General features: G+C 43.2%; 17 protein-coding genes and 2 pseudogenes. 17 read left to right on the forward strand and 2 right to left on the reverse strand.

Annotated features, from left to right (window positions below):
• Positions 1-25: 25 nt before the first annotated feature.
• Positions 26-1,012, forward strand: coding sequence for a DNA polymerase III subunit delta (gene holA / locus ACESTK_RS11835; RefSeq protein ID WP_148461738.1), 987 nt, complete (start codon positions 26-28; stop codon positions 1,010-1,012).
• 144 nt (positions 1,013-1,156) lie between these two features.
• Here the strand turns inward: holA and rpsT are convergent, their stop codons facing one another.
• Positions 1,157-1,420, reverse strand: coding sequence for a 30S ribosomal protein S20 (gene rpsT / locus ACESTK_RS11840; RefSeq protein ID WP_330382769.1), 264 nt, complete (start codon positions 1,418-1,420; stop codon positions 1,157-1,159).
• A 296-nt stretch (positions 1,421-1,716) separates the two neighbouring features.
• Here rpsT and gpr point away from each other — a divergent pair, with 296 nt between their 5' ends.
• A complete protein-coding gene (gene gpr / locus ACESTK_RS11845) occupies positions 1,717-2,628 on the forward strand; it encodes a GPR endopeptidase (RefSeq protein WP_373119814.1) in 912 nt (303 codons plus the stop codon).
• Here the strand turns inward: gpr and ACESTK_RS11850 are convergent.
• Positions 2,582-2,794 (reverse strand): annotated as a pseudogene (locus ACESTK_RS11850) (DUF6783 domain-containing protein). The gene gpr and the pseudogene ACESTK_RS11850 overlap by 47 nt on opposite strands.
• Before the next feature lie 118 nt (positions 2,795-2,912).
• Between ACESTK_RS11850 and ACESTK_RS11855 the strand changes: the two are divergent.
• From ACESTK_RS11855 to ACESTK_RS11925, 15 genes and pseudogenes are all read left to right on the forward strand, one after another.
• Positions 2,913-4,160, forward strand: coding sequence for a stage II sporulation protein P (locus tag ACESTK_RS11855; protein WP_226815251.1), 1,248 nt, complete (start codon positions 2,913-2,915; stop codon positions 4,158-4,160).
• A 147-nt stretch (positions 4,161-4,307) separates the two neighbouring features.
• Positions 4,308-6,116: a translation elongation factor 4 gene (lepA, locus tag ACESTK_RS11860; protein ID WP_330382770.1), complete on the forward strand. Its 1,809-nt coding sequence runs from the start codon at positions 4,308-4,310 to the stop codon at positions 6,114-6,116.
• 101 nt (positions 6,117-6,217) lie between these two features.
• The gene (locus ACESTK_RS11865) at positions 6,218-6,649 is read left to right on the forward strand and encodes a hypothetical protein (protein ID WP_173718896.1); all 432 of its coding nucleotides are present in this window, start codon (positions 6,218-6,220) and stop codon (positions 6,647-6,649) included.
• A 56-nt stretch (positions 6,650-6,705) separates the two neighbouring features.
• Entirely contained in the window at positions 6,706-7,842 is a 1,137-nt protein-coding gene (gene hemW, locus ACESTK_RS11870) for a radical SAM family heme chaperone HemW (protein ID WP_373119816.1), read from the forward strand.
• 159 nt (positions 7,843-8,001) lie between these two features.
• On the forward strand, positions 8,002-10,839 hold the full coding sequence (gene uvrA, locus ACESTK_RS11875; protein ID WP_373119817.1) for an excinuclease ABC subunit UvrA: 2,838 nt from the start codon (positions 8,002-8,004) through the stop codon (positions 10,837-10,839).
• Between the two features lie 210 nt (positions 10,840-11,049).
• The gene (locus ACESTK_RS11880; protein WP_148461733.1) at positions 11,050-12,039 is read left to right on the forward strand and encodes a rod shape-determining protein; all 990 of its coding nucleotides are present in this window, start codon (positions 11,050-11,052) and stop codon (positions 12,037-12,039) included.
• Positions 12,040-12,165: 126 nt separating this feature from the next.
• Positions 12,166-12,222, forward strand: a pseudogene (locus ACESTK_RS11885) (DUF6783 domain-containing protein); the annotation flags it as partial.
• A gap of 36 nt (positions 12,223-12,258) precedes the next feature.
• Positions 12,259-14,535 carry an ATP-dependent RecD-like DNA helicase gene (locus tag ACESTK_RS11890; RefSeq protein ID WP_373119819.1) on the forward strand — a complete coding sequence of 759 codons (2,277 nt, stop codon included), beginning with the start codon at positions 12,259-12,261 and terminating at the stop codon, positions 14,533-14,535.
• Complete coding sequence (locus ACESTK_RS11895) at positions 14,432-15,172, forward strand: ComF family protein (protein ID WP_118579695.1); 741 nt, start codon at positions 14,432-14,434, stop codon at positions 15,170-15,172. The genes ACESTK_RS11890 and ACESTK_RS11895 overlap by 104 nt, the downstream gene beginning before the upstream one ends.
• Positions 15,173-15,264: 92 nt before the next feature.
• A complete protein-coding gene (locus tag ACESTK_RS11900; RefSeq protein WP_118579692.1) occupies positions 15,265-15,699 on the forward strand; it encodes a hypothetical protein in 435 nt (144 codons plus the stop codon).
• Positions 15,696-16,814, forward strand: coding sequence for a hypothetical protein (locus ACESTK_RS11905; RefSeq protein ID WP_118579689.1), 1,119 nt, complete (start codon positions 15,696-15,698; stop codon positions 16,812-16,814). The genes ACESTK_RS11900 and ACESTK_RS11905 overlap by 4 nt, the downstream gene beginning before the upstream one ends.
• 44 nt (positions 16,815-16,858) lie before the next feature.
• The gene (cdaA, locus tag ACESTK_RS11910; protein WP_118579686.1) at positions 16,859-17,746 is read left to right on the forward strand and encodes a diadenylate cyclase CdaA; all 888 of its coding nucleotides are present in this window, start codon (positions 16,859-16,861) and stop codon (positions 17,744-17,746) included.
• Complete coding sequence (locus tag ACESTK_RS11915; RefSeq protein WP_148461731.1) at positions 17,724-19,019, forward strand: YbbR-like domain-containing protein; 1,296 nt, start codon at positions 17,724-17,726, stop codon at positions 19,017-19,019. The genes cdaA and ACESTK_RS11915 overlap by 23 nt, the downstream gene beginning before the upstream one ends.
• A gap of 77 nt (positions 19,020-19,096) precedes the next feature.
• On the forward strand, positions 19,097-19,360 hold the full coding sequence (locus ACESTK_RS11920) for an HPr family phosphocarrier protein (RefSeq protein WP_118579680.1): 264 nt from the start codon (positions 19,097-19,099) through the stop codon (positions 19,358-19,360).
• Positions 19,361-19,392: 32 nt separating this feature from the next.
• Positions 19,393-21,978 (forward strand): L,D-transpeptidase family protein, encoded by a 2,586-nt coding sequence (locus ACESTK_RS11925; protein ID WP_373119822.1) that lies wholly within the window; start codon positions 19,393-19,395, stop codon positions 21,976-21,978.
• Positions 21,979-22,112 lie beyond the last annotated feature (134 nt).

The raw sequence follows: 22,112 nt of genomic DNA on the forward strand, positions 1-22,112 counted from the left end.
CAAGAAGATGACAGGAGCGTATATTTTGAAGAATATCCAGGAAGATATAAAGACGGGCAATTTTAAACAGGCGTATTTGCTGTATGGTGAGGAAGCTTACCTGAAACAGCAGTATAAACATAAACTGGTGCAGGCGCTAAATCCAGAAGATGACACCATGAATTTTAATCATTATGAGGGTCGGAACATTGATGTGAAGGAACTGATCGACCTTTGTGAGACCATGCCTTTTTTTGCAGACCGTAGGGTGGTTTTGTTGGAAGATACCGGCTTTTTTAAGAATAAATGTGATGAACTGGCTGATTATATGAAAGAACTGCCAGACTATCTTTGCCTTATTTTTGTAGAAAATGAGGTGGATAAAAGAAACCGTATGTATAAAGCCGTAAAGGCAGCAGGTAGAATCGGAGAATTTGTGCAGCAGGATGAGAAAACGCTAATGCGCTGGGCTGCCGGGCTTCTGAAAAAAGAAGGCAAGATGATCACCCAGCGGGATATGGAACTCCTTCTTACCATGACTGGCGTGGACATGGGAAACCTGCGGATGGAACTGGAAAAGATAATTTCCTATACCGGTGACCGGGATGTGGTAACGGGAGAGGATATTCAGCAGGTTTGTACCACTCAGACCCAGAATAAGATTTTTGATATGGTCCGGGCAGTAACGGAGAAAAATCAGAAGAGAGCACTGGATCTGTATTATGATCTTCTCACGCTGAAGGAGCCCCCGATGAGAATCCTTTTTCTTTTGGCGAAACAGTTTCGCCAGCTGCTTCTGGTAAAAGAATATGCAGAAGAAGGAATCCCTCAGCCGGTGATGGCATCAAGACTGGGAGTGCCGTCTTTTGTGGTGAAAAATATTGCAGTCTGTGCAAGATCCTATAGAATCAGTGAACTTCGTCAGGCAGTGACGGATTTTGTGGATGCAGAGGAAGCTGTGAAGACAGGCAGATTGCAGGATGTGCTTAGTGTGGAATTACTGATCGTGAAGTATAGTTCAGCCAGAAGATGACGTTTTGGTGCAGGCTATGATGTTTGCAAAAATAGGCAGTGGGCTGAACAGGAATGCAAAAAAATACAGAAAAAAGGCAGTCGATGACGGTTCGACTGCCTTAATTTTCACTTATAAGCTTATAACTAAAAATTCAGATATCTATTAGCCAATGCTGTTAACGGCTTTGGATAAACGGGAAACTTTTCTTGCGCAGTTGTTTTTGTGATAAACACCTTTGGAAGTTGCTTTGCTGATTGTAGAGATAGCCTCTTTTAATGCAACCTCTGCTGCTGCCTTATCGTTGTTTGCTACTGCCGCGTCAACTTTTCTGATGGAAGTCTTAACAGCAGAACGGATGGATTTGTTTCTCGCAGCTTTTGTTCTGTTAACTAAAATTCTCTTTTTTGCAGATTTGATGTTAGCCAATTCGTACACCTCCAATTCGTGAATGATGATTAATTTTTTGCATCATAAGAACAGACACGGGCGTTCCTATGAACATGCTTATATAGTTTATAATAATTACCTTGGATTGTCAATACATATTTTTACAAAAATGCTTGACATACATATTTTTGCAAAAAAGTGGGGAGATTATATAAAAATCGAAAGGTGTGGCTGTGAAAGGTATGAATTGCAATGAGAAATACATTTTGCACATAGAAAACAGCAGGGCGGAGCCGGTGATATGGGAGAATTTGGGAAAGTATGGAGGAACTGATATGCTGGGAACTTATAAGATCAGAACCGATTTGGCGGTAGAGGCAAGAGAACGCTTTACAGAGGACAATGTAGAAGTGCGCGGGGTGGAGGTTCAGGAAGATTATAATGAGGAAAAAGACATTCGAACCACTGTGGTGAAAATAACCACGGAAAATGGTGCCAGGGCGATGGGGAGACCTCAGGGGACATATATTACAATTGAATCGGAAGGGCTTTCAGCGCCAGATGAGGACTATCACAGGGAAGTGTCTGAAGAACTTTCCAGACATTTACGCCAGCTGATCGGTCTGGAAAAGGAAAAGTCCGTGCTTATTGTTGGGCTTGGAAATCCGGGTATTACGGCGGATTCATTGGGACCGGAAGTAATTGGGAATCTTCATATGACACGCCATCTGATCCGCGAGTATGGACTGAAAAGTACAGAAAAGCAGATTCTTCATGCAATCAGCGGAATTGTTCCAGGAGTAATGGGGCAGACTGGAATGGAAACTTCGGAAATCGTGGAGGGCGTGGTGGAAATAACACGGCCAGATGTAGTGATCGCTGTGGATGCTCTTGCCGCAAGAAATACCAGGCGCCTTAATCGGACCATTCAAATCACGGATACAGGAATTACTCCGGGATCAGGGGTGGGAAACCACAGAAATGGTCTTACAGAAGAAAATCTGAATGTAAAAGTGATTGGGATCGGAGTGCCTACGGTGGTGGATGCGGCGACTATTGTTCATGATTCTATGGCTCATTTGCTTGAGACACTGGACGAGGCCGAACAGAAAGAATTTTTGGAAGAAATGATTTCCCCACATCTTCATGGAATGTTTGTGACGCCGAAAGATGTGGACGAGACCATAAAATATCTGAGTTTTACGATTTCAGAAGGATTAAATATGACTTTTGCAGAGAGCTATTAGAGCGTGTTTGAAAAAGGCTTTCTGCAAGATGTGTGTCACAATTTGTGGGAGATTTTGCCTAGATGAGGGCATCGTAGCGGGCTACGGCAACCGAATTCGGGTGAAATCTCCAGCAAAGTGGGCGTGCAGATTGCGGGAATGATTTTTCAAACACGCTCTGGCGCATGAAGCTGATGTAAAGGTGGTGAACTGTGGAAAAATACTGAAAATATGGAAAGTTAGCCTAAAAAAAGAAACATACGGAGGAAAAATCTGTCATAGGATAACCTTAAAGAGGTGATTTCGTGACAAAAGTCCAGAAGGTTTTCTGCGTGTTTCTTTGTCTGTGTTTTTTTGCGGTTCTGGCTATGCTGCCAGGACCTTTTTCCATGCGGGAAATTGTGCATAATGTGTACAGGCAGTTTCCGTTCTATTATTTTACGGAGGAAAAAGCACAGGAAACCTGGATGGAAATGGATGGGGAAACTCTGGCTGAGATTGAGAAGAGAAATGGAGCATATTTAGAAGAAGTTGCAGAGAATGAGCGTAATTTGCGAGAGGAAAATGCAAAGAAATCCAAGGAAGCCAATCTGGAAAAAAACAGCAGTGTTTCTGAGGAAAGTAAAAAAATAAATAATACAGATAAAATAGAAAATAAAGATAACTCTGAGATGTCAGAAATCATAGAAAATAGTGAAAATCACTTAAATTCAGAAACTCAGCCTGCAAATACCCTTCCTCAGTCTAACATCGTTCTCCCGCATCCAATTCTGGATCTGTCCAGAGACAAGCTGTCGGATTACGATTATCTAATGAACAATTTTTACATTGTAGATGAGAACACAGATGCATCTGCCGTAAAAATAAATGCTGCTGAATTTCTGGCAGAGGATTTTTCCTTGAGTCATGGACCGTTGGAGCCGCAGATTCTAATTTATCACAGTCACTCCCAGGAAACGTTTTCCGATTCCAGGGAAGGAGAAGAGGAAGATACGATTGTGGGTGTTGGAAATTATCTGACCAGTTTGCTGTCAGAAAAATATGGTTATCAGGTGATCCATATAAAAGAAGCTTTTGATATGATGAGCGGAGAACTGGATCGGAATAAGGCCTATAATTATGCTTGTGATTACGTAGAAAAGGTTTTGGAAGAAAATCCGTCTGTGGAGGTGGTTATTGATCTGCACAGAGATGGCATCGATGAAGACAGACGGCTGGTAACTGAAATAAACGGAAAAGATACTGCGCAGATTCTTTTTTATAATGGCCTTAGCTACACGAATGCCCAGGGGAAGGTTTCTTATTTGCCCAATCCTTACATACAGGACAATCTTGCTTTTTCTTTTCAGCTGGAATATCAGGCGGCGTTGTATTATCCTGATTTTTACAGAGGGATTTACCTGGCGGGCTTGCGCTACAATCTTCATTTACGAAAAAGAGCCCTGCTTCTGGAAGCCGGTGCCCAGACAAATACGGTGCAGGAAGTAAAAAACGCCATGGAACCCTTTGCAGACATTTTGAACAGAGTGTTAAAGGGCTGCGGAACAGGATAAAAATAATATAATTTATCCCGTCAAGAACGTTACTGTGAACGGAGTGAACAGGAACCATATAAAAGGAAGTGACAAACAGATTTAATCTGTGCTATAATCTCTTGATAGAATAAACAGTATAGCATAACCAGAGGAGGAATGTCTGGAATGACAGACCAGAGTAAAATTCGAAATTTTTGTATTATTGCACATATTGACCACGGTAAATCTACACTGGCCGACAGAATTATAGAGATGACAGGACTTTTGACTGAGAGGGAAATGCAGGCCCAGGTTCTGGATAATATGGAACTGGAGAGAGAACGTGGAATTACCATCAAATCCCAGGCTGTCCGCACGGTATATCATGGAAAAGATGGAGAAGAGTATATTTTCAATCTGATCGATACACCTGGACATGTGGATTTTAACTATGAAGTTTCACGAAGCCTTGCAGCCTGCGACGGTGCCATCCTTGTAGTTGACGCTGCACAGGGAATTGAAGCGCAGACGCTGGCAAATGTTTATATGGCACTGGATCATGATCTTGAGGTTATTCCAGTAATCAATAAGGTTGATCTTCCAAGTGCAGAGCCAGAGCGTGTTATCAATGAAATTGAGGATGTGATTGGACTTGAAGCCCAGGACGCACCGCAGATTTCTGCAAAAACAGGTCTGAATGTAGATCAGGTTCTGGAGCAGGTAGTGGCTAAGATCCCGGCACCTGCAGGAAATCCGGATGCACCGCTGAAGGCGCTTATTTTTGACTCCATTTATGATTCTTATAAGGGTGCCATTGTTTTCTGCCGAATGGTAGATGGAAAAGTCCGCAAAGGCACAACCATCCGTATGATGGCCACTGGATTTGTGGCAGAAGTTGTGGAAGTTGGGTATTTTGGAGCTGGGCAGTTTATTCCATGTGAGGAACTGACAGCTGGAATGGTAGGTTATATTACCGCCAGCATTAAGAACGTAAGAGACACTCGTGTTGGTGATACTATTACGGACAATAACCGTCCATGTGAGGAGGCTTTGCCTGGATATAAGAAAGTAAATCCAATGGTTTACTGCGGCCTTTATCCGGCTGACGGAGCGAAATACGGGGATCTTCGTGATGCTTTGGAGAAACTGCAGTTAAATGACGCCTCTTTATTCTATGAGCCGGAGACATCTGTTGCTCTTGGATTTGGTTTCCGCTGCGGATTTCTTGGATTGCTTCATCTGGAAATCATTCAGGAACGTCTGGAACGTGAATATGACCTGGATCTTGTTACTACAGCTCCAAGCGTTATTTACAAAGTACACAAGACAAACGGCGAAGTGATTGATCTGACAAATCCGACCAATCTTCCAGATCCATCTGAGATCGAATATATGGAAGAGCCAATCGTGAATGCTGAGATTATGGTAACTACAGAATTTATCGGTGCCATTATGGATCTTTGCCAGGAGCGCCGTGGTCAGTATCTTGGCATGGAATATATGGAAGAGACACGAGCTCTTCTGAAATATAAGCTTCCATTGAATGAGATTATTTACGATTTCTTTGATGCCTTGAAATCTCGTTCCAGAGGATATGCGTCTCTGGATTACGAACTTTGTGGTTATGAGAGAAGTGAGCTTGTGAAACTGGATATTCTGGTAAATAAAGAAGAAGTGGATGCCCTTTCTTTTATTGTGCATGCAGATACTTCTTATGAAAGAGGCCGCAAGATGTGCGAGAAGCTGAAAGATGAGATTCCGCGTCAGCTCTTTGAAATTCCGATCCAGGCCGCAATCGGAAGCAAAATCATTGCCAGAGAGACGGTTAAGGCTATGCGTAAAGATGTTCTTGCCAAGTGCTACGGCGGTGATATTTCTCGTAAGAAGAAACTTCTGGAAAAACAGAAGGAAGGTAAGAAGAGAATGCGCCAGGTTGGAAACGTAGAGATTCCGCAGAAAGCATTTATGAGCGTACTGAAACTGGATGAAAATTAATTGTTGTCAATCCTGTGGTGAAAAGCAATAAATAAAGGTGTCTGAGTGTGACTGATTGACATAAGATATATGCCAGCTGGCATCAGACGCGGAGGTATCCGATGAAAGCTAAGATACGTATTCTGACAAGAAGAATAAAGAGAAGTTATAAAAAAGACAGGGAACAGTGGATCAAGGGCGGGATTTTGACAGTGATCCTGCTGGTGATCGTAATTTTTGCAGGCAGCTGTGCATGTGGGAAGAAAACGGTGAAAGCACCAGACGCAGAGTCGCAGGGCGTAATGAAGATCACGCCGATTCCTACAGCAACACCTACGCCGGTACCTCGCCAGGTAAATAAAGATGCGGTAGCGCAAAGCGGAAGCGTGACTATGGTGAATGAGTATCTGGTTCAAAAAGAAGAGGGAAAGGCTGCAGGCAGCAGTAAGAGCGGCTCTTCAGAAGAGCAGACTGCTGCAGATTCGTCTGACAGCGGCAGTGATGCTACTGGAAATTCAACAGATGAAGAAACTGAGACCGGTAGTGGAGATTAATTTTACAGAAACAGCATTGTAAACAGAAGAAAATAAACAATGTGGAGAAAATCAGAATGGGAACAAAGAAGAATGGTTTGGAATTGTACCTTCACATCCCGTTTTGCATAAAGAAATGTGATTATTGTGACTTCCTGTCAGGTCCCTCTACCAGGGCCGGGCAGGAAGCTTATATTTATGCACTTTTACGGGAAATGGAGACGGTTTCAAAGAATCTGAAAAAACGTCCGGTAGATACAGTTTTCATTGGCGGGGGAACACCTTCTGTGCCGGAATGTGATGTAATGGAAAAGCTTTTACAGGGGCTGAGAGATTATTTTTTGTTTTCGGCGGATGCGGAGGTAACGATTGAAGCAAATCCTGGAACATTGACGCCTGAGAAACTTTCTATTTACAGAAAATACGGAATTAACCGGATCAGCATTGGCTTACAGTCGCCAAACAATAAGGAACTGGCTATGCTTGGAAGAATTCATAATTATGCACAGTTTCTGGAAAGCTTTCAGATGGCAAGAGCGGCTGGCTTTTCCAATATAAATGTGGATCTGATGTTTGCTATTCCGGGACAGAGTTATGACGGCTGGATAGAAAATCTTCAGACAGTGGCGGCACTTGGCCCGGAGCACATTTCAGCATATAGTCTTATTATTGAAGAGGGCACACCTTTTTTCAGAAAAAAGCTGGATTTGCCTGATGAAGATACGGAATACCGCATGTATGAAGATGTTGCTGCAGTTCTGAAAGAGTATGACTATCATCAGTATGAGATTTCCAACTATGCAAAAGCAGGGTATGAATGCAGACATAATGAAGGATACTGGCAGAGAAAGGATTATCTGGGGCTGGGGCTTGGAGCGGCTTCCTTATTGGGAATGGAGCGTTTTTCCAATACTGCTGATATGCAGGAATATCTGAAAAACAGCAGTGCACCAGAAAAAATTCGAAAAAACAGGGAACTTCTTACAAGAGAAGATGAGATGGCAGAGTTTATGTTTCTTGGACTTCGTATGACACAGGGCGTGTCCAAAAAGGAATTTCAGGAGTATTTCGGCACTGCAATAGAGAATATATATGGAGAAGTTCTGAAAAAATATAAGAAACAGGGACTGCTGTTGGAAGAAAGCGGCAGGATATTTTTATCAAGAGAAGGCATTCATGTGAGTAATGCAGTGATGGCAGATTTTTTGCTGTAAGTTTTGGTGGAAAAAGAATTTAGAAATGGTTGACGAACAAATGTTCTTGTGATATTCTTGAAGAACACATTAAGAAATATCTGAGCCGGAGGATTCCGGATCAGATCAGGATACAGGGAGTTACAGCCGGTGCTTTCCGGTTAAGAAATGGAGGAACAGATGGCAGCAGAGAATAAGAAACAGTTTATCAGAATCAGAGGAGCCAATGAGAATAACCTGAAGAATCTCAGTGTGGATATTCCCAGAGATAAGTTTGTAGTTCTTACCGGCTTAAGCGGATCAGGAAAGTCTTCACTGGCATTTGATACGATCTATGCAGAAGGGCAGAGAAGATATATGGAATCTCTGTCTTCCTATGCCAGACAGTTCCTTGGCCAGATGGAGAAGCCAGATGTGGAGAGCATAGAGGGACTTCCACCGGCTATTTCTATTGACCAGAAGTCTACTAACCGCAATCCCAGATCCACAGTAGGAACGGTGACAGAAATTTATGATTATTTCCGTCTTTTATACGCCCGTGTTGGTATTCCACATTGTCCGAAATGCGGCAAGGTGATCGCCAAGCAGACAGTAGACCAGATGGTGGATCAGATCATGGAATTGCCGGAGCGCACCAGGATCCAGCTTCTTGCACCGGTAGTACGAGGACGCAAGGGTACCCATGCGAAATTACTGGATCAGGCCAGACGCAGCGGTTATGTACGTGCGGAAATCGATGGAAATGTGTATGAACTTTCAGAGGAGATTACCCTGGATAAGAATATTAAACATACGATTGCCATTATTGTAGACCGTCTGATCGTGAAGCCTGGAATTGAGAAAAGACTTACAGATTCTCTTGAGACAGTATTGAATCTGGCTGACGGATTGGCTGTGGTGGATACCATGGACGGAAATTATATGAATTTCAGCCAGAGCTTTTCCTGTCCGGATTGTGGAGTCAGTATTGATGAGATCGAGCCAAGAAGTTTTTCATTTAATAACCCATTTGGGGCCTGCCCGGAGTGCCTTGGCCTTGGTTATAAGATGGAATTTGACCCGGATCTTATGATCCCGGATAAGTCTCTGAGCATTTCTGAAGGGGCTATTGTAGTAATGGGCTGGCAGTCTTGCACAGATAAGAGCAGTTTTACCAATGCTATTCTGAATGCCCTTTGCAGGGAATACGGTTTTGATCTGGATACACCTTTTAAAGATTATCCCAAGAAGATACAGGATATTATTCTGTATGGTACAGGCGGACATTCTGTGAAGGTTTATTATAAGGGACAGCGCGGAGAGGGTGTTTATGATGTGGCTTTTCCAGGCCTTATAAGGAATGTGGAACAGCGCTATAAAGAGACTGGCTCTGAATCTATGAAACAGGAATACGAGAGCTTTATGCAGATCACTCCGTGTAAAGCATGTAGGGGACAGCGACTGAAGAAGGAGTCACTTGCGGTCACGGTAGCGGATAAGAATATTTATGAAATTACCAATATGTCCATTGATAAGCTGAAGAGATTTCTGGCAGAAATGCAGCTGTCTCCGCAGCAGCAGCTTATTGGAAAGCAGATACTAAAGGAGATCAGAGCCAGAGTTGGGTTCCTGGCAGATGTAGGTCTGGAGTACCTTTCCCTGGCACGTGCCACTGGTACTCTGTCTGGCGGAGAGGCACAGAGAATCCGTCTTGCTACCCAGATCGGTTCCGGCCTTGTCGGGGTTGCCTATATTCTGGATGAGCCAAGTATTGGTCTGCATCAGAGGGATAATGATAAACTTCTTGGTGCTTTGATGCACTTAAGAGACCTGGGAAACAGTCTTATAGTGGTTGAACATGATGAGGATACCATGCGCGCAGCGGACTGTATTGTAGATATCGGACCCGGCGCAGGAGAACATGGTGGACAGCTTGTTGGAATGGGCACTGCTGAGGAACTTATGCAGAATCCGAAGTCCATTACAGGAGCATATCTCAGCGGAAAACTGAAAATCCCGGTTCCGGAAGTACGAAAGGAACCTACCGGTTATCTGACTGTTAAGGGGGCGGCAGAGAATAATCTCAAACATATAGACGTGGATATTCCTCTTGGAATTATGACCTGCATTACAGGTGTTTCCGGGTCAGGAAAGAGTTCTCTGATTAATGAAATCCTTTACAAACATCTTGCAAGGGATCTGAACAGGGCCCGCGTGATCCCGGGAAAGCATGATGAAATTATTGGAATAGACCAGTTGGACAAGGTAATTGCCATTGACCAGTCTCCAATTGGCCGTACACCAAGATCTAATCCTGCTACGTATACAGGCGTGTTTGACCAGATCAGAGATCTTTTTGCTGCTACAGCAGATGCCAAGGCAAAGGGGTATAAGAAAGGGCGCTTCAGCTTTAATGTAAAAGGCGGACGCTGTGAAGCCTGTAGTGGTGATGGTATTATTAAAATTGAAATGCACTTCCTGCCAGATGTTTATGTCCCTTGTGAAGTTTGCAAGGGGAAGCGCTATAATCGGGAAACTCTGGAAGTGAAGTATAAGGATAAGAGCATCTACGATGTACTGAATATGACAGTTGAGGAGGCAATGACGTTCTTTGAGAACGTTCCATCCATCAGAAGGAAGATAGAGACCTTATATGATGTCGGTCTTTCCTATATTCGTCTCGGACAGCCTTCCACCACTCTTTCCGGCGGAGAAGCACAGCGTATTAAGCTGGCTGCAGAGCTGAGTAAGCGCAGTACAGGTAAGACTATTTATATTCTGGATGAGCCTACCACTGGATTGCATTTTGCAGATGTTCAGAAACTGGTGGAGATTTTGCGTCGACTTTCGGATGGTGGAAATACGGTTGTTGTAATTGAACACAATCTGGACGTGATCAAGACCGCTGATTATATAATTGACATCGGACCGGAAGGCGGAGATGGCGGGGGAACAGTTGTTGCCAAGGGAACACCTGAAGAAGTGGCGAAGAATCCAGCTTCTTATACAGGACGTTATGTTGCGAAATATTTGAAGTGATTCTGATAATAAACCTCTTTCCAATTGAAGCATTTTTGTTTATAATGGTACGAAGACTATTAATTATGAAAAATCTATGAGACAATTATAAAGTCACATCTGCAGAATGTGATGTTTATGATTACAGTTCGGAATATGAATGGTAATCATTTATTGCACAATTCTTGCAGAGAAAGTGTGACAAAGTGTTTTGAGAGAAAGGGGAATTTAATGCCTGCCAGTGATATTGGAATTGACCTGGGAACCAGAAACAGTCAGGTATATTCCACTGGACGGGGGCTGGTAGTCAGTGAGCCGTCTGTAGTGGTTTATGATAAGAACTCAGAGAAAATAAAAGCAATCGGTGAGGAAGCCAGACAGATGACCGGACATGTTTCATCAAATATGGAAGTAATCCGGCCAATCCGCCAGGGAGTGATCGTAGATTATACGGTTATGGAGAAGATGCTGAAGTATTTCATTTCCAAGGCAATGGGTCGCCATGCCTTTCGAAAGCCTAGAATCAGTATCTGTATCCCCAGCGGAACCACAGAGATTGAAAGAAAGGCAGTAGAGGAAGCTACTTATCAGGCCGGAGCAAGGGAAGTGTTTCTTGTGGAAGAGCCGATTGCAGCTGCAATTGGTGCCGGAGTAGATGTGACGAAGCCTTTTGGTAATCTGATCGTGGATATAGGAGGCGGAACCACTGATGTTGCCGTGATTTCCATGGCTGGCTCTGTTGTGTCTGCTTCCGTAAAGGTTGCCGGAGATAATTTCGACCAGGCAATCATGAGCTATGTGAGAAAAAATCACAGCCTTTTTATTGGGGAAGAGGCCGCTGAGAACATAAAAATAAAAATCGGAACTGCCTGCCAGGAAGCATCTCCGCGGATGCTGGAGGTAAAAGGCAGAAATGTGATCACCGGACTTCCCAAGGTTGTAACTCTGACTTCAGAAGAAATCCGTATTGCATTGAGGGATGCTACCAATCAGATTGTGGAGACTGTGCACGGAGTGCTTGAGAAAACTCCGCCGGAACTGGCTGCAGATATTGTAGACAGAGGAATTGTTCTCACAGGTGGCGGAGCATTGCTCCATGGAATGGACACCCTCATTGAGCAGAAGACCGGCGTAAGCACTCTTACTGTGCAGGATGCTATGTCTGCGGTTGTGGTGGGAACCGGTAAATATGCGGAAGTAATTACCAGGATGGAAGAATAATCTGATTGCTTTGAAAAGCGTAAACAGTAACATATAATTGGGCTATTCTGTTTTGCAAAAGATAAAATATTATGTAAACTATAATGAAAAGGGTACTGCGTTCTAGAGCGTGTTTGAAAAAGGCTTTCTGCAAAGTGGGGCGTGCAGATTGCGGGAATACTTTTTCAAACACATTCTAGCAGTGCCCTTTGGTTAGTGCTGGCGGCAGGAGAAGAACAAATGAGTGAGAAAGTTACAGGCTATATAGATCATGTCATATTCCGCAATGATGAAAATGGATATACAGTTATGGTTCTTAAGACCGCGGATTCAGAGGAAGAGCTGACTTGTGTAGGAACATTTCCTGACGTTACACAGGGTGTGACCATTGAAGCTGAGGGACAGTTTTCCCAGCACCATATATACGGCAGACAATTTAATATCCAGTCTTATGCGGAAAAGGCACCAGAGGACACCCAGGCTATGGAACGTTATCTGGGTTCCGGAGCGATTAAAGGGGTAGGTGCAGCACTTGCTGCCAGAATTGTGCAGTGTTTTGGCGAGGATACCCTTAGAATAGTGGAAGAAGAACCGGAAAGGCTGGCGGAAGTCAAGGGAATCAGTGAGAAGAAAGCCAGAGAGATTGCAGTACAGGTGACTGAGAAGGCAGATATGCGAAAAGCCATGATGTTTCTGCAGAAATATGGCATTTCCCTGAATCTTGGAGCAAAGATATATCAGAAATATGGTCAGTCCGTATACAGTGTGCTTCAGGAGAATCCCTATCGTCTGGCAGATGATATCTCGGGAGTTGGCTTTAAAATTGCAGACACCATTGCGTCACGTATTGGTATACATGCAGATTCAGATTACAGGATCCGCAGCGGTATGATGTATACTCTTCTCCAGGCTTCAGGGGAAGGACATGTATATCTTCCGAAGGACGAACTGTTTGACAGAGCTTCCCAGCTGCTTCAGGTAGATGTTTCTTATATGGAGAAACATCTGATGGATATGGCAATTGACCGGAAAGTTGTTTTAAAAGAGAATGACAGAGAGGTACTGGTTTATCCAAGCCAGTATTACCGCTTGGAACTGAATACAGCAAGAATGCTCACTGAATTAAATATCCGTTATCCACAGAATGAGCAGATGATGGAGCGAAGAATTGCCCAGATTGAGAAAGAAACAGGTACTGTTTTGGAGGAAATGCAGAAGAAGGCTGTTGTAGAGGCTGCTGGAAATGGCCTTTTTGTACTTACAGGAGGACCAGGTACCGGTAAAACTACCACGATCAATGCAATTATTCGTTTTTTCGAGGGCGAAGGCGCAACTCTTCGTCTGGCAGCACCTACAGGACGAGCAGCCAAGCGAATGACAGAAGCTACAGGTTATGAAGCACAGACAATACATCGGCTTCTGGAATTGAACGGTGTGCCGGATGAGGATGGCAGAGAGTCTCAGGGTGTTCATTTTGAACGGAATGCAGAGAATCCGCTGGATACAGATGTAATCATTATTGATGAGATGTCTATGGTGGATATTTTTCTTATGCATTCACTGCTTCTTGCGGTGACTGCGGGAACCAGGATCATTCTGGTAGGAGATGAGAACCAGCTGCCAAGTGTAGGTCCTGGAAATGTGCTGCGGGATATTATTCAAAGCGGCGTTTTTCCAGTAGTAGAACTGAAGAAAATTTTCAGGCAGGCCTCTCACAGTGATATTGTAGTAAATGCACACAAGATCCATAACGGAGAGCAGGTTTCCCTTGATAACAAAAGCCGCGATTTCTTTTTCCTGAAGAGATATGATGCCGATATTATTATCCGCGTGGTCATCGCACTGATTCAGGAGAAACTGCCGAAGTATGTGGATGCAAGACCTTTTGAAATACAGGTTCTGACTCCAATGCGAAAGGGGCTTCTGGGCGTAGAGAGGATGAACCAGATCTTACAGAGATACCTGAATCCACCAGAATCAGGTAAAAAAGAGAAAGAAATTGGAGACCGGCTTTTCCGTGAGGGAGACAAGGTTATGCAGATTCGGAACAACTATCAGCTGGAATGGGAAGTCCGGGGGAAATACGGAATTCCTGTAGAAGAAGGGGTGGGCGTATTTAATGGAGATACTGGCATTCTGAAGGAAATCAATGAATTTGCAGAGACTGCCACTGTGGAATTTGAGGATGGCCGTTTCGCTGACTATTCTTTTAAGCAGCTGGAAGAATTGGAACTTGCCTATGCTATAACCATACATAAATCCCAGGGCTCAGAATATCCGGCAGTTATTCTGCCGCTCCTTTCCGGCCCCAAGATGCTGATGAACCGCAATCTTTTGTATACAGGTGTTACAAGAGCACGGAAATGTGTTACTGTAGTTGGAAGTGAGGAGACTTTCGGGGAGATGATCCGCAATGAGAAGCAGCAGAAACGTTACAGCTCTCTTTGGGCAAGGATACAGGAACTTTCTGGATCTGTTGTATCCAAGACGGTGTCCTCTGTGTCACAGGATTCTTAGGAACAGCCATCAGTTGATCTGTCTGGACTGTGCCGGAGATTTAAGACCTGTATCGGGGCCACGGTGTTACAAATGCGGAAAACCGGTAAATGGAGATGAAGAATACTGCAGGGACTGCGGCGCCCATCCAGGCGCTTTTGACCAGGGACGCGGGATTTTTCTCTATGATGACCGGATGAGATACTCTATAATGAAATATAAATATTTTGGTTGTCAGGAATACAGCCGCTTTTATGGAAAAGCATTGTATATCTACGGAAAAGATATGCTTGCATTATGGAAGCCGCAGATAATCATTCCGGTTCCGCTTCATAGAAGAAAGCAGCGCATAAGAGGGTTTAATCAAGCTGAACTTCTGGCGAAAGAACTGTCCCGTTATGCTGGGATTCCTGTAGATACTGCTATTCTAAAAAAGTGCCATGCTACCCGATCACAGAAAAAACTGGATGCGGCTGAAAGAAAGAAGAATCTTCAAAAAGCTTTTCAGGTTGTAGGAAATCCTGCAGGAATGCGTATCTTGCTTATTGATGATGTATATACTACTGGAAGTACCATGGATGTGCTGGCAAAGCTTCTGCTGGAAAAGGGAGCATCCCATGTATATTTTCTCACGCTGTGTATTGGAAACAACAGGTAAAAAAATGCTTTTCATGGCATGGGATATATGATACAATCATCCTGTATGAGTATAGCTTTTCAGCTTTAAAAGAAACGCATAAGGAGCCATTTATGATAAACGAAGAAAAAGTAAAGATAATGGACCGGCTTGCTGTATATGAGAAACAGGAAGGCAGAAAGTATCTTCCAGTAAGCAAGTACTACAGGAGTGACTATATTGGTCTGGCGCTGATTAAGAATTTCTTTCTTGTAACAATTGGATATGGATTGATACTGGCTGTGATTGCAGCGTATAATTTGGAATATCTGCTGGATAATGTGCACAAGATGGATCTGATCTCTCTTGGAGTTGTAGTCCTGGGGGGATATATAGGGATATTGGTATTATATTCTGTGCTGACATATATCCAGTACACTGTGAAGTACCATAAGGCGAAGAAGAGTGTAAAACAGTATTACACTCAGCTGACGAAATTAGAGAAAATCTATACTCGTGAAGAAAAGAAATTCGCAGGACGTGAAATGTCAGGAGGATATAGAAAATGACAGCATTACTTGAGTTAAAGCAGAAAATAAAAGAAATATACGGACAGTATGAAATGTATATCCTGCCTGTAATGAAGTTTGTTCTTGCACTGGTTTATTTCCTGTGGATCAATGCGAATATGGGATATATGTCTCGCCTGAATAATGTATTTTTAGTACTGATCCTGGCATTGATCTGTTCCATTTTGCCGTCTTCCGCTATGATGTATATTGGTTTTGTGCTGATCCTTGTTCACAGTTATGCACTTGGAATTGAAATTGCGGCATTTATGCTTGTTCTGATCCTTCTGATGATGATCTTTTTCTTGAGGTTCAGTGGTGAACAGAATGTAACATTTGTATTTACACCGCTTTCCTTTGCATTCAGCCTTCCGGCATTACTTCCTATTGGAAGCGGACTTATGGAGAGCAGTTTATCTGCAATTCCGGCTGGCTGCGGTGTGGTTATGTATTATTTTATCCGTTTTTTAAGATCACAGTCAACAATTCTTGTGAATCCGGATCTGGAGATGACAGATAAGCTGCAGATCATGGCTGACGGTCTGGTACAGAACTGGGGAATGTGGATTGCAGTTGTTGCTTTTGTAGCAGTTATCCTTCTGGTACATCTGATCCGTACCCGCTCTTTTGATCATGCATGGAGGATATCTATTATTACAGGCGGTGTTGCCTATGTGTTTATAATGCTTGTTGGAAGTTTTGGAATGAACCTGAATGCAACTGTTGCAATGGTTCCGCTTCTGATCTGTACGATTGCAGCTGTTCTCCTGGCACTTGTGCTTGAGTTCTTTGCATTTGGAGGAGATTACAGCCGTGCAGAGCGTCTGGAGTATGAGGATGATGAGTACTTCTATTATGTAAAAGCAGTTCCCAAGGCTTCTGTTGCAACTTCCGAGAGAAGTATTAAGAAAATAAATGCAGAACCTGTTCGTGAAGAGCGCAAGGCAGAGGACAACTCTGGTACTTATGCCAATCCAATCTTCCGACAGGATGAGAAGCCTAAAAGAAAGAAAGCTTCTCCAGCAGCAGACAGAAAGCCAAGACAGGCAGAGAAACCTGCTGCTAAGGATATTGATTTTGAAAAAAAACTTGAAGAATCTCTTAAAGATCTTTAAGGTTACTGCTTGGCAGTGAATGGTAACAAAGAAAGGAGTACACTATGCAGGATATGGCAGTCAGATTATCAGGATATTTGTCAAAACTCTCCCTGCCCAGTCTGGGAGTAACAGACATACTGGAGATTGCCCTGATTTCCTTCTTTATCTATCAGTTTATGGTGTGGATCAAGTTTACCCGCGCTTATACTCTGTTGAAGGGAATTCTGATAGTACTCCTTTTTATTTTATTTGCATATGTGTTGAAAATGAATACGATCCTCTGGATCATTAAGAATCTTTCTACTATACTTCTTACCAGTGTTGTTGTTATTTTCCAGCCAGAACTTCGGAAAATGCTGGAGCAGCTGGGACAGAAGAAGTTTATGGCTTCTATTTTCCCTTTGGATGCCGGCAAAGAGGTACAGGAAAGGTTTACAGATAAAACAATCAATGAGCTTGTGAAGGCATGTTTTGACATGGGAGAAGTAAGAACTGGCGCATTGATCGTCATTGAGCAGAATATCCGCTTAAGTGAATATGAGCGCACAGGAATCAATGTGGATGCAGTTCTTACAAGTCAGCTCCTGATCAATATTTTTGAACATAATACACCACTCCATGATGGCGCTGTCCTGGTGCGTGGCAATCGAATTGTAGCAGCTACCTGTTATCTGCCTCTTTCCGATAATATGGAGCTGAGCAAACAGCTTGGAACCAGACACAGAGCTGGTGTGGGAATTAGTGAAGTAAGTGATTCCCTGACAATTATTGTTTCAGAAGAAACCGGGCAGGTGTCTATGGCCCAGAACGGACAGCTCAGCAGAGGTCTTACCAGTGCTGAACTGAGATCTGCATTGATCAAGGCTCAGAATAAAAAGGTTGTAACTAACAGTAAACTGCGTCATCTGTTGAAAGGAAGAATGAGACATGAAGAAGACAAAGCTGACTAGGAATTTTACCTTGAAGATCATGTCTGTTTTCATCGGATTTCTGATCTGGTTTATTGTGGTAAATGTGGACAATCCGGTATCCAGTAAAAGTATCACCATTGCCGGAGAAAATGTAGAACTCCAGAATACGGCTTATGTGGATAGTGCAAACATGATGTGTATGCAGGATGATGATCCGGATCCTATAAGGGTTACAATCACAGGAGAGAGAAGACTTCTTTCCAGGATTACTCAGACCAATATAACCTTGACGGCAGATCTGCAGCAGGCAGGAAGCCTTGATACAGATCCGGTTATGGTTCCGATCACTGCCTCCTGTCCGGGAATCAGCCCCGAGAATATTAAAGTGACACCACAGTATCTCAGTGTCAGACTGGAAGAAAAAGTAACACAGGAGTTTCTGGTTAATGTAAATTACGGTTCCAGCCAGCCGGGCAAGGGCTACGAGGTTGGTTCCCAGACTGCAAGTCCGGAGAAAGTTAAAATTACAGGTCCGAAATCTCTTGTGAATAAAATTGATAAAGTAAATGCGACCGTTGATGTTGATGGCCGAACAAAGGATTTTTCCGAAGAGGCAGAACTGAATATTATTGATAAGAATCAGGACAGTCTTGCCGGAAGAATGGCTTATCTCACCATAGATAATACCAAAGTTGTTGTTACAACTAAATTTTGGAAGATTCGCACAGGCGTTAATATTGGTGCGGACTATGTAGGTGTGCCGGCAGATGGCTATCAGGTGGAGAGTGTGACTACTGTTCCGGATACTGTAAGTATTGCGGGAACAGATGAGGCATTGGAGACTCTGAAGCAGAATGACAACACGATATGGATAGGCGGTACTGATATTGATATTACAGGAGAGACAACTGATATTGAGAAGAAAGTCAGTCTGAAAGATGTGCTTCCTGAGGATGTGAAGCTGACAAGCGGAACCAGTGAGGACGTTTGGGTGAAGGTAAGTATTTTACCTATTGGAAGTCATTCATATGGTCTTCCCTCCAATCAGGTTACGGTAGATAACCTTGCTGATAATCTTCTGGTAACATTTGGAACAGATAAGATTGAAATCCGCGTGAAAGCAACAGCTGGAGAGCTTGATGACTTTAATCTTGACGAAGTGAAAGCTTCTGTTGATCTGAAGGATATGGAAGTAGGAAGCTATCAGATCCCTGTGACTGTGAAGCTGCCTAAGGGATTTGAACTTCTGGATGATGTGGTTGCAGATGTGACTATATCAGAAGTTTCCAATTCAGATACTAATAATGAATGAGCTGTTGTTTACGGATAACGTTTGGCGAAATATATTGCCATGGATCCAGAGAACAGCAGCAATAAGGGAGAGAAACTATGGTAAGTGAGAAAGTAAGGGTGAACAATCCTTCCGGCCTTCATTTACGACCGGCAGGCATTCTTTGTAAGGAAGCTATGAAATATAAATCTCTTATAACATTTCAGTATGGTCAGGGGTCTGCCAATGCCAAAAGCGTGCTTAGTGTTCTGGGGGCGTGTGTGAAATGTGGTGATGAGATCACTATATTTTGCGAAGGCGAGGACGAGACAGAGGCTTTAAGAAATCTTGTAACTGTTATCAATAATGGTTTAGGAGAATAAGATTTACAACGTTACAATAGGGAGGCATAAAAGTGAAAAAGAGAGTAGCAGCCGCAGTTTTAGGGATTATGTTAAGTGTGTCCATGGGTCTGGAAGTTCCAGCCGCAGCTTTGGATAGCGGATTTGAATCTGGATTTACATCTGAACAGGCAGCAGATGTGCAAACAGAAGACGGAACCGAAGCAGTACAGCCGTCTGAGGATACAGAGGTGCCTGCAGATACGGCAGCAGCTGGGGAGCAGCAGGTACAGGAAAGCCAGGACAATGAAGAAAATACAGACAGCGAAAATTCAGGAGAAAGTACAGATGGTTTTTTCGATGGCTTTACTTCAGATGAAACAGTGGAGGAGAAAGGAAGCACTGCTCCGGTAGATGGATTTGAAGCTGTTCCGGAAGGCACATTCGATGGGACTCAGGAAGTACAGGCAGATAATTCAGATGGAGTATTTGACTGGAAGGAATGGGAGCAGACAGCTGATGGTTTTAAGCTTCGTAAGAAAAAATCAACTGTAAGTCCAGCTGCTGAGGCTCAGAATGTGGCTGGTTCTGATGAGATTCAGGCGTTTGATGAAGTACAGGAGAATGGCGAAGCAGCAGGTACGGAAAGTGCAGAGGCTGAAGGAACAACTGTCCAGACTGAATATTATACCGCAGCAGATGGCATTGTAGAGATTACTACAAGAAACGAGGCTGGAGCAGTTCATACAGGAAGTTATTTGTTTGATGCCAATGGATTTTTGGTTACCGGCATTAAGACTTTAGTTGGAACGGAGAGTGCAAATGGGGCTGTTGGTGAATTCTATTTTACAGCTTCCGATAGTGCACAGGCATATACAGAATATAATGGACAGGGTGCTGCACTGGTTCCGTGGAAGACCACACTTGGTCAGATGAAGAAGGATTACTGGCTGTGGAACAAAGAAAGCAGAAACTTCCATTATTATGGCGCAGATGGTAAGGCACTAACCACTGCACAGTTAGATGAAGCCGCCAAGGCAAATAATACATATACAGGATATTATAAGATTAATGATGAGTATTATTGTCTGGATGAGAATGGAACACCACGTACTGGGAATGTTACTCTGACCGTAAACGGAGTAGCCGCACAGTACTACTTCCAGCCAGCAGAAACAGATCAGGAAATTCCAGGAAAGATGTACCGTGATGGATGGAAGAGTTTTGCAGGAACAGCCGGTGAGCAATGGAAATATTATGATTCCGGTGAGCTGGACAGCAGTAAGATTGGACAGCTTATGGTTCATGGCGTTATTGTAACAGAGCTTGACGGACGTAAAGATGCGGAAAATTCCTATCTGATCGATAAGAATGGCTATCTTCTTAAGAAGACTATGAAGAAAGCCACAGATGGCAAATATTATCTGACAGATAAGAATGGCTGTATTTATAAGAATCGTATTGTCACTTATAAAAAGAAACAATATTATGTAACAGAAACTGGTGCAAGAGCAACCTGGAAAAAGGTATGGCATCGCTGTCCTGGGGCTGGAAACAGAATGTACTATTTTGGTTCTACTGCTGGCCGGATCGTGAAGAAAACCGGATGGCAGAAAGTAACCACCTCTAAGGGGAAATTCTATGGCTGGTTCCTGTTCAATAAAAAAGGAAAGCATTATGCCAATACACTGAGAAACGGATATTATTTCAAAGCTGACGGAAGACTTGCCAGCGGAGTTACCGTGATCAATGGCAAGAGTTATTTCTTTAAACCATCTACATCTAATACAAGAAATGGCCAGATGGTTAAGAATGAAATGTTTGTTTACAAGAAAAAAACATATTTTGCAGACTCTAAAGGTGTACTTCGCAAGAGCGGATGGCAGAAGATTGATGGAAACTGGTATTACTTCAAGAATATGAGTCTTGTGAAGAATGCATTCGTGAAGAAAGGCAAAAAATATGGATATGTAGATGCTACTGGTAAGTTCACTACAGGCTGGGTGGTTGTAGACAATTCCCAGAATCTGGTTCGTTACATTAACCCGGATAAGAAGGGCTTTGTGCAAAATGAATCCAAGTGGATTGATGGCAAGCTGTATTACTTTGATAAGAATGGTTACAGAATCAATGACGTGACAAATATTTACAAATCAGGATATACAGTTGAAGTGGATCGTGTAAATGGTGTTATGACAATTTATGCAGATGCGAACCGTACAATTCCGGTTAAGACCATTCGTGTTTCAGTAGGCAATCCTGGAACAGATACTCCGACAGGCAGATATAAACTGACAAGATACAGCAGATGGCAGGCGCTTATGGGACCGTCCTGGGGACAGTATGGTACTCATGTAGATGGTGCTGGTCAGGGCGGAATTTTCGTCCACTCTATTGCATGCGGCTCAGCAAACAGCTATAATTTGCCGGTTAGTGCATATCTTAAGCTTGGAAGCCCGGCTTCCCATGGCTGTATCCGTACCTGTGTTGCCGATGCAAAATGGGTATATGAGAACTGCAATGGTTCCACCATTTATATTTTCGATGGAACCTATAAGTCTGACGAAGTATTCAAAGGACCGCTGGGACGTCGCGCAATTACACCGCTGAAGGGAATTAAGAATGGCGGATACTACGATCCGACCGATCCAGCAGCTTAATAGCTTACTCTGAAAGATATTTGTTGATAAAAAAACGACATAAAAAGCCAAAAAGAGTGTCTTAAAATTATCAGATTTGATGATTTTAAGGCACCTTTTTACTGTTTTGGAGAATAACATTGAAATTTGAAAAT

The sequence above is a fragment of the Ruminococcus sp. Marseille-P328 genome (assembly GCF_964249465.1).
Lineage (GTDB): Bacteria > Bacillota > Clostridia > Lachnospirales > Lachnospiraceae > Blautia_A > Blautia_A faecis.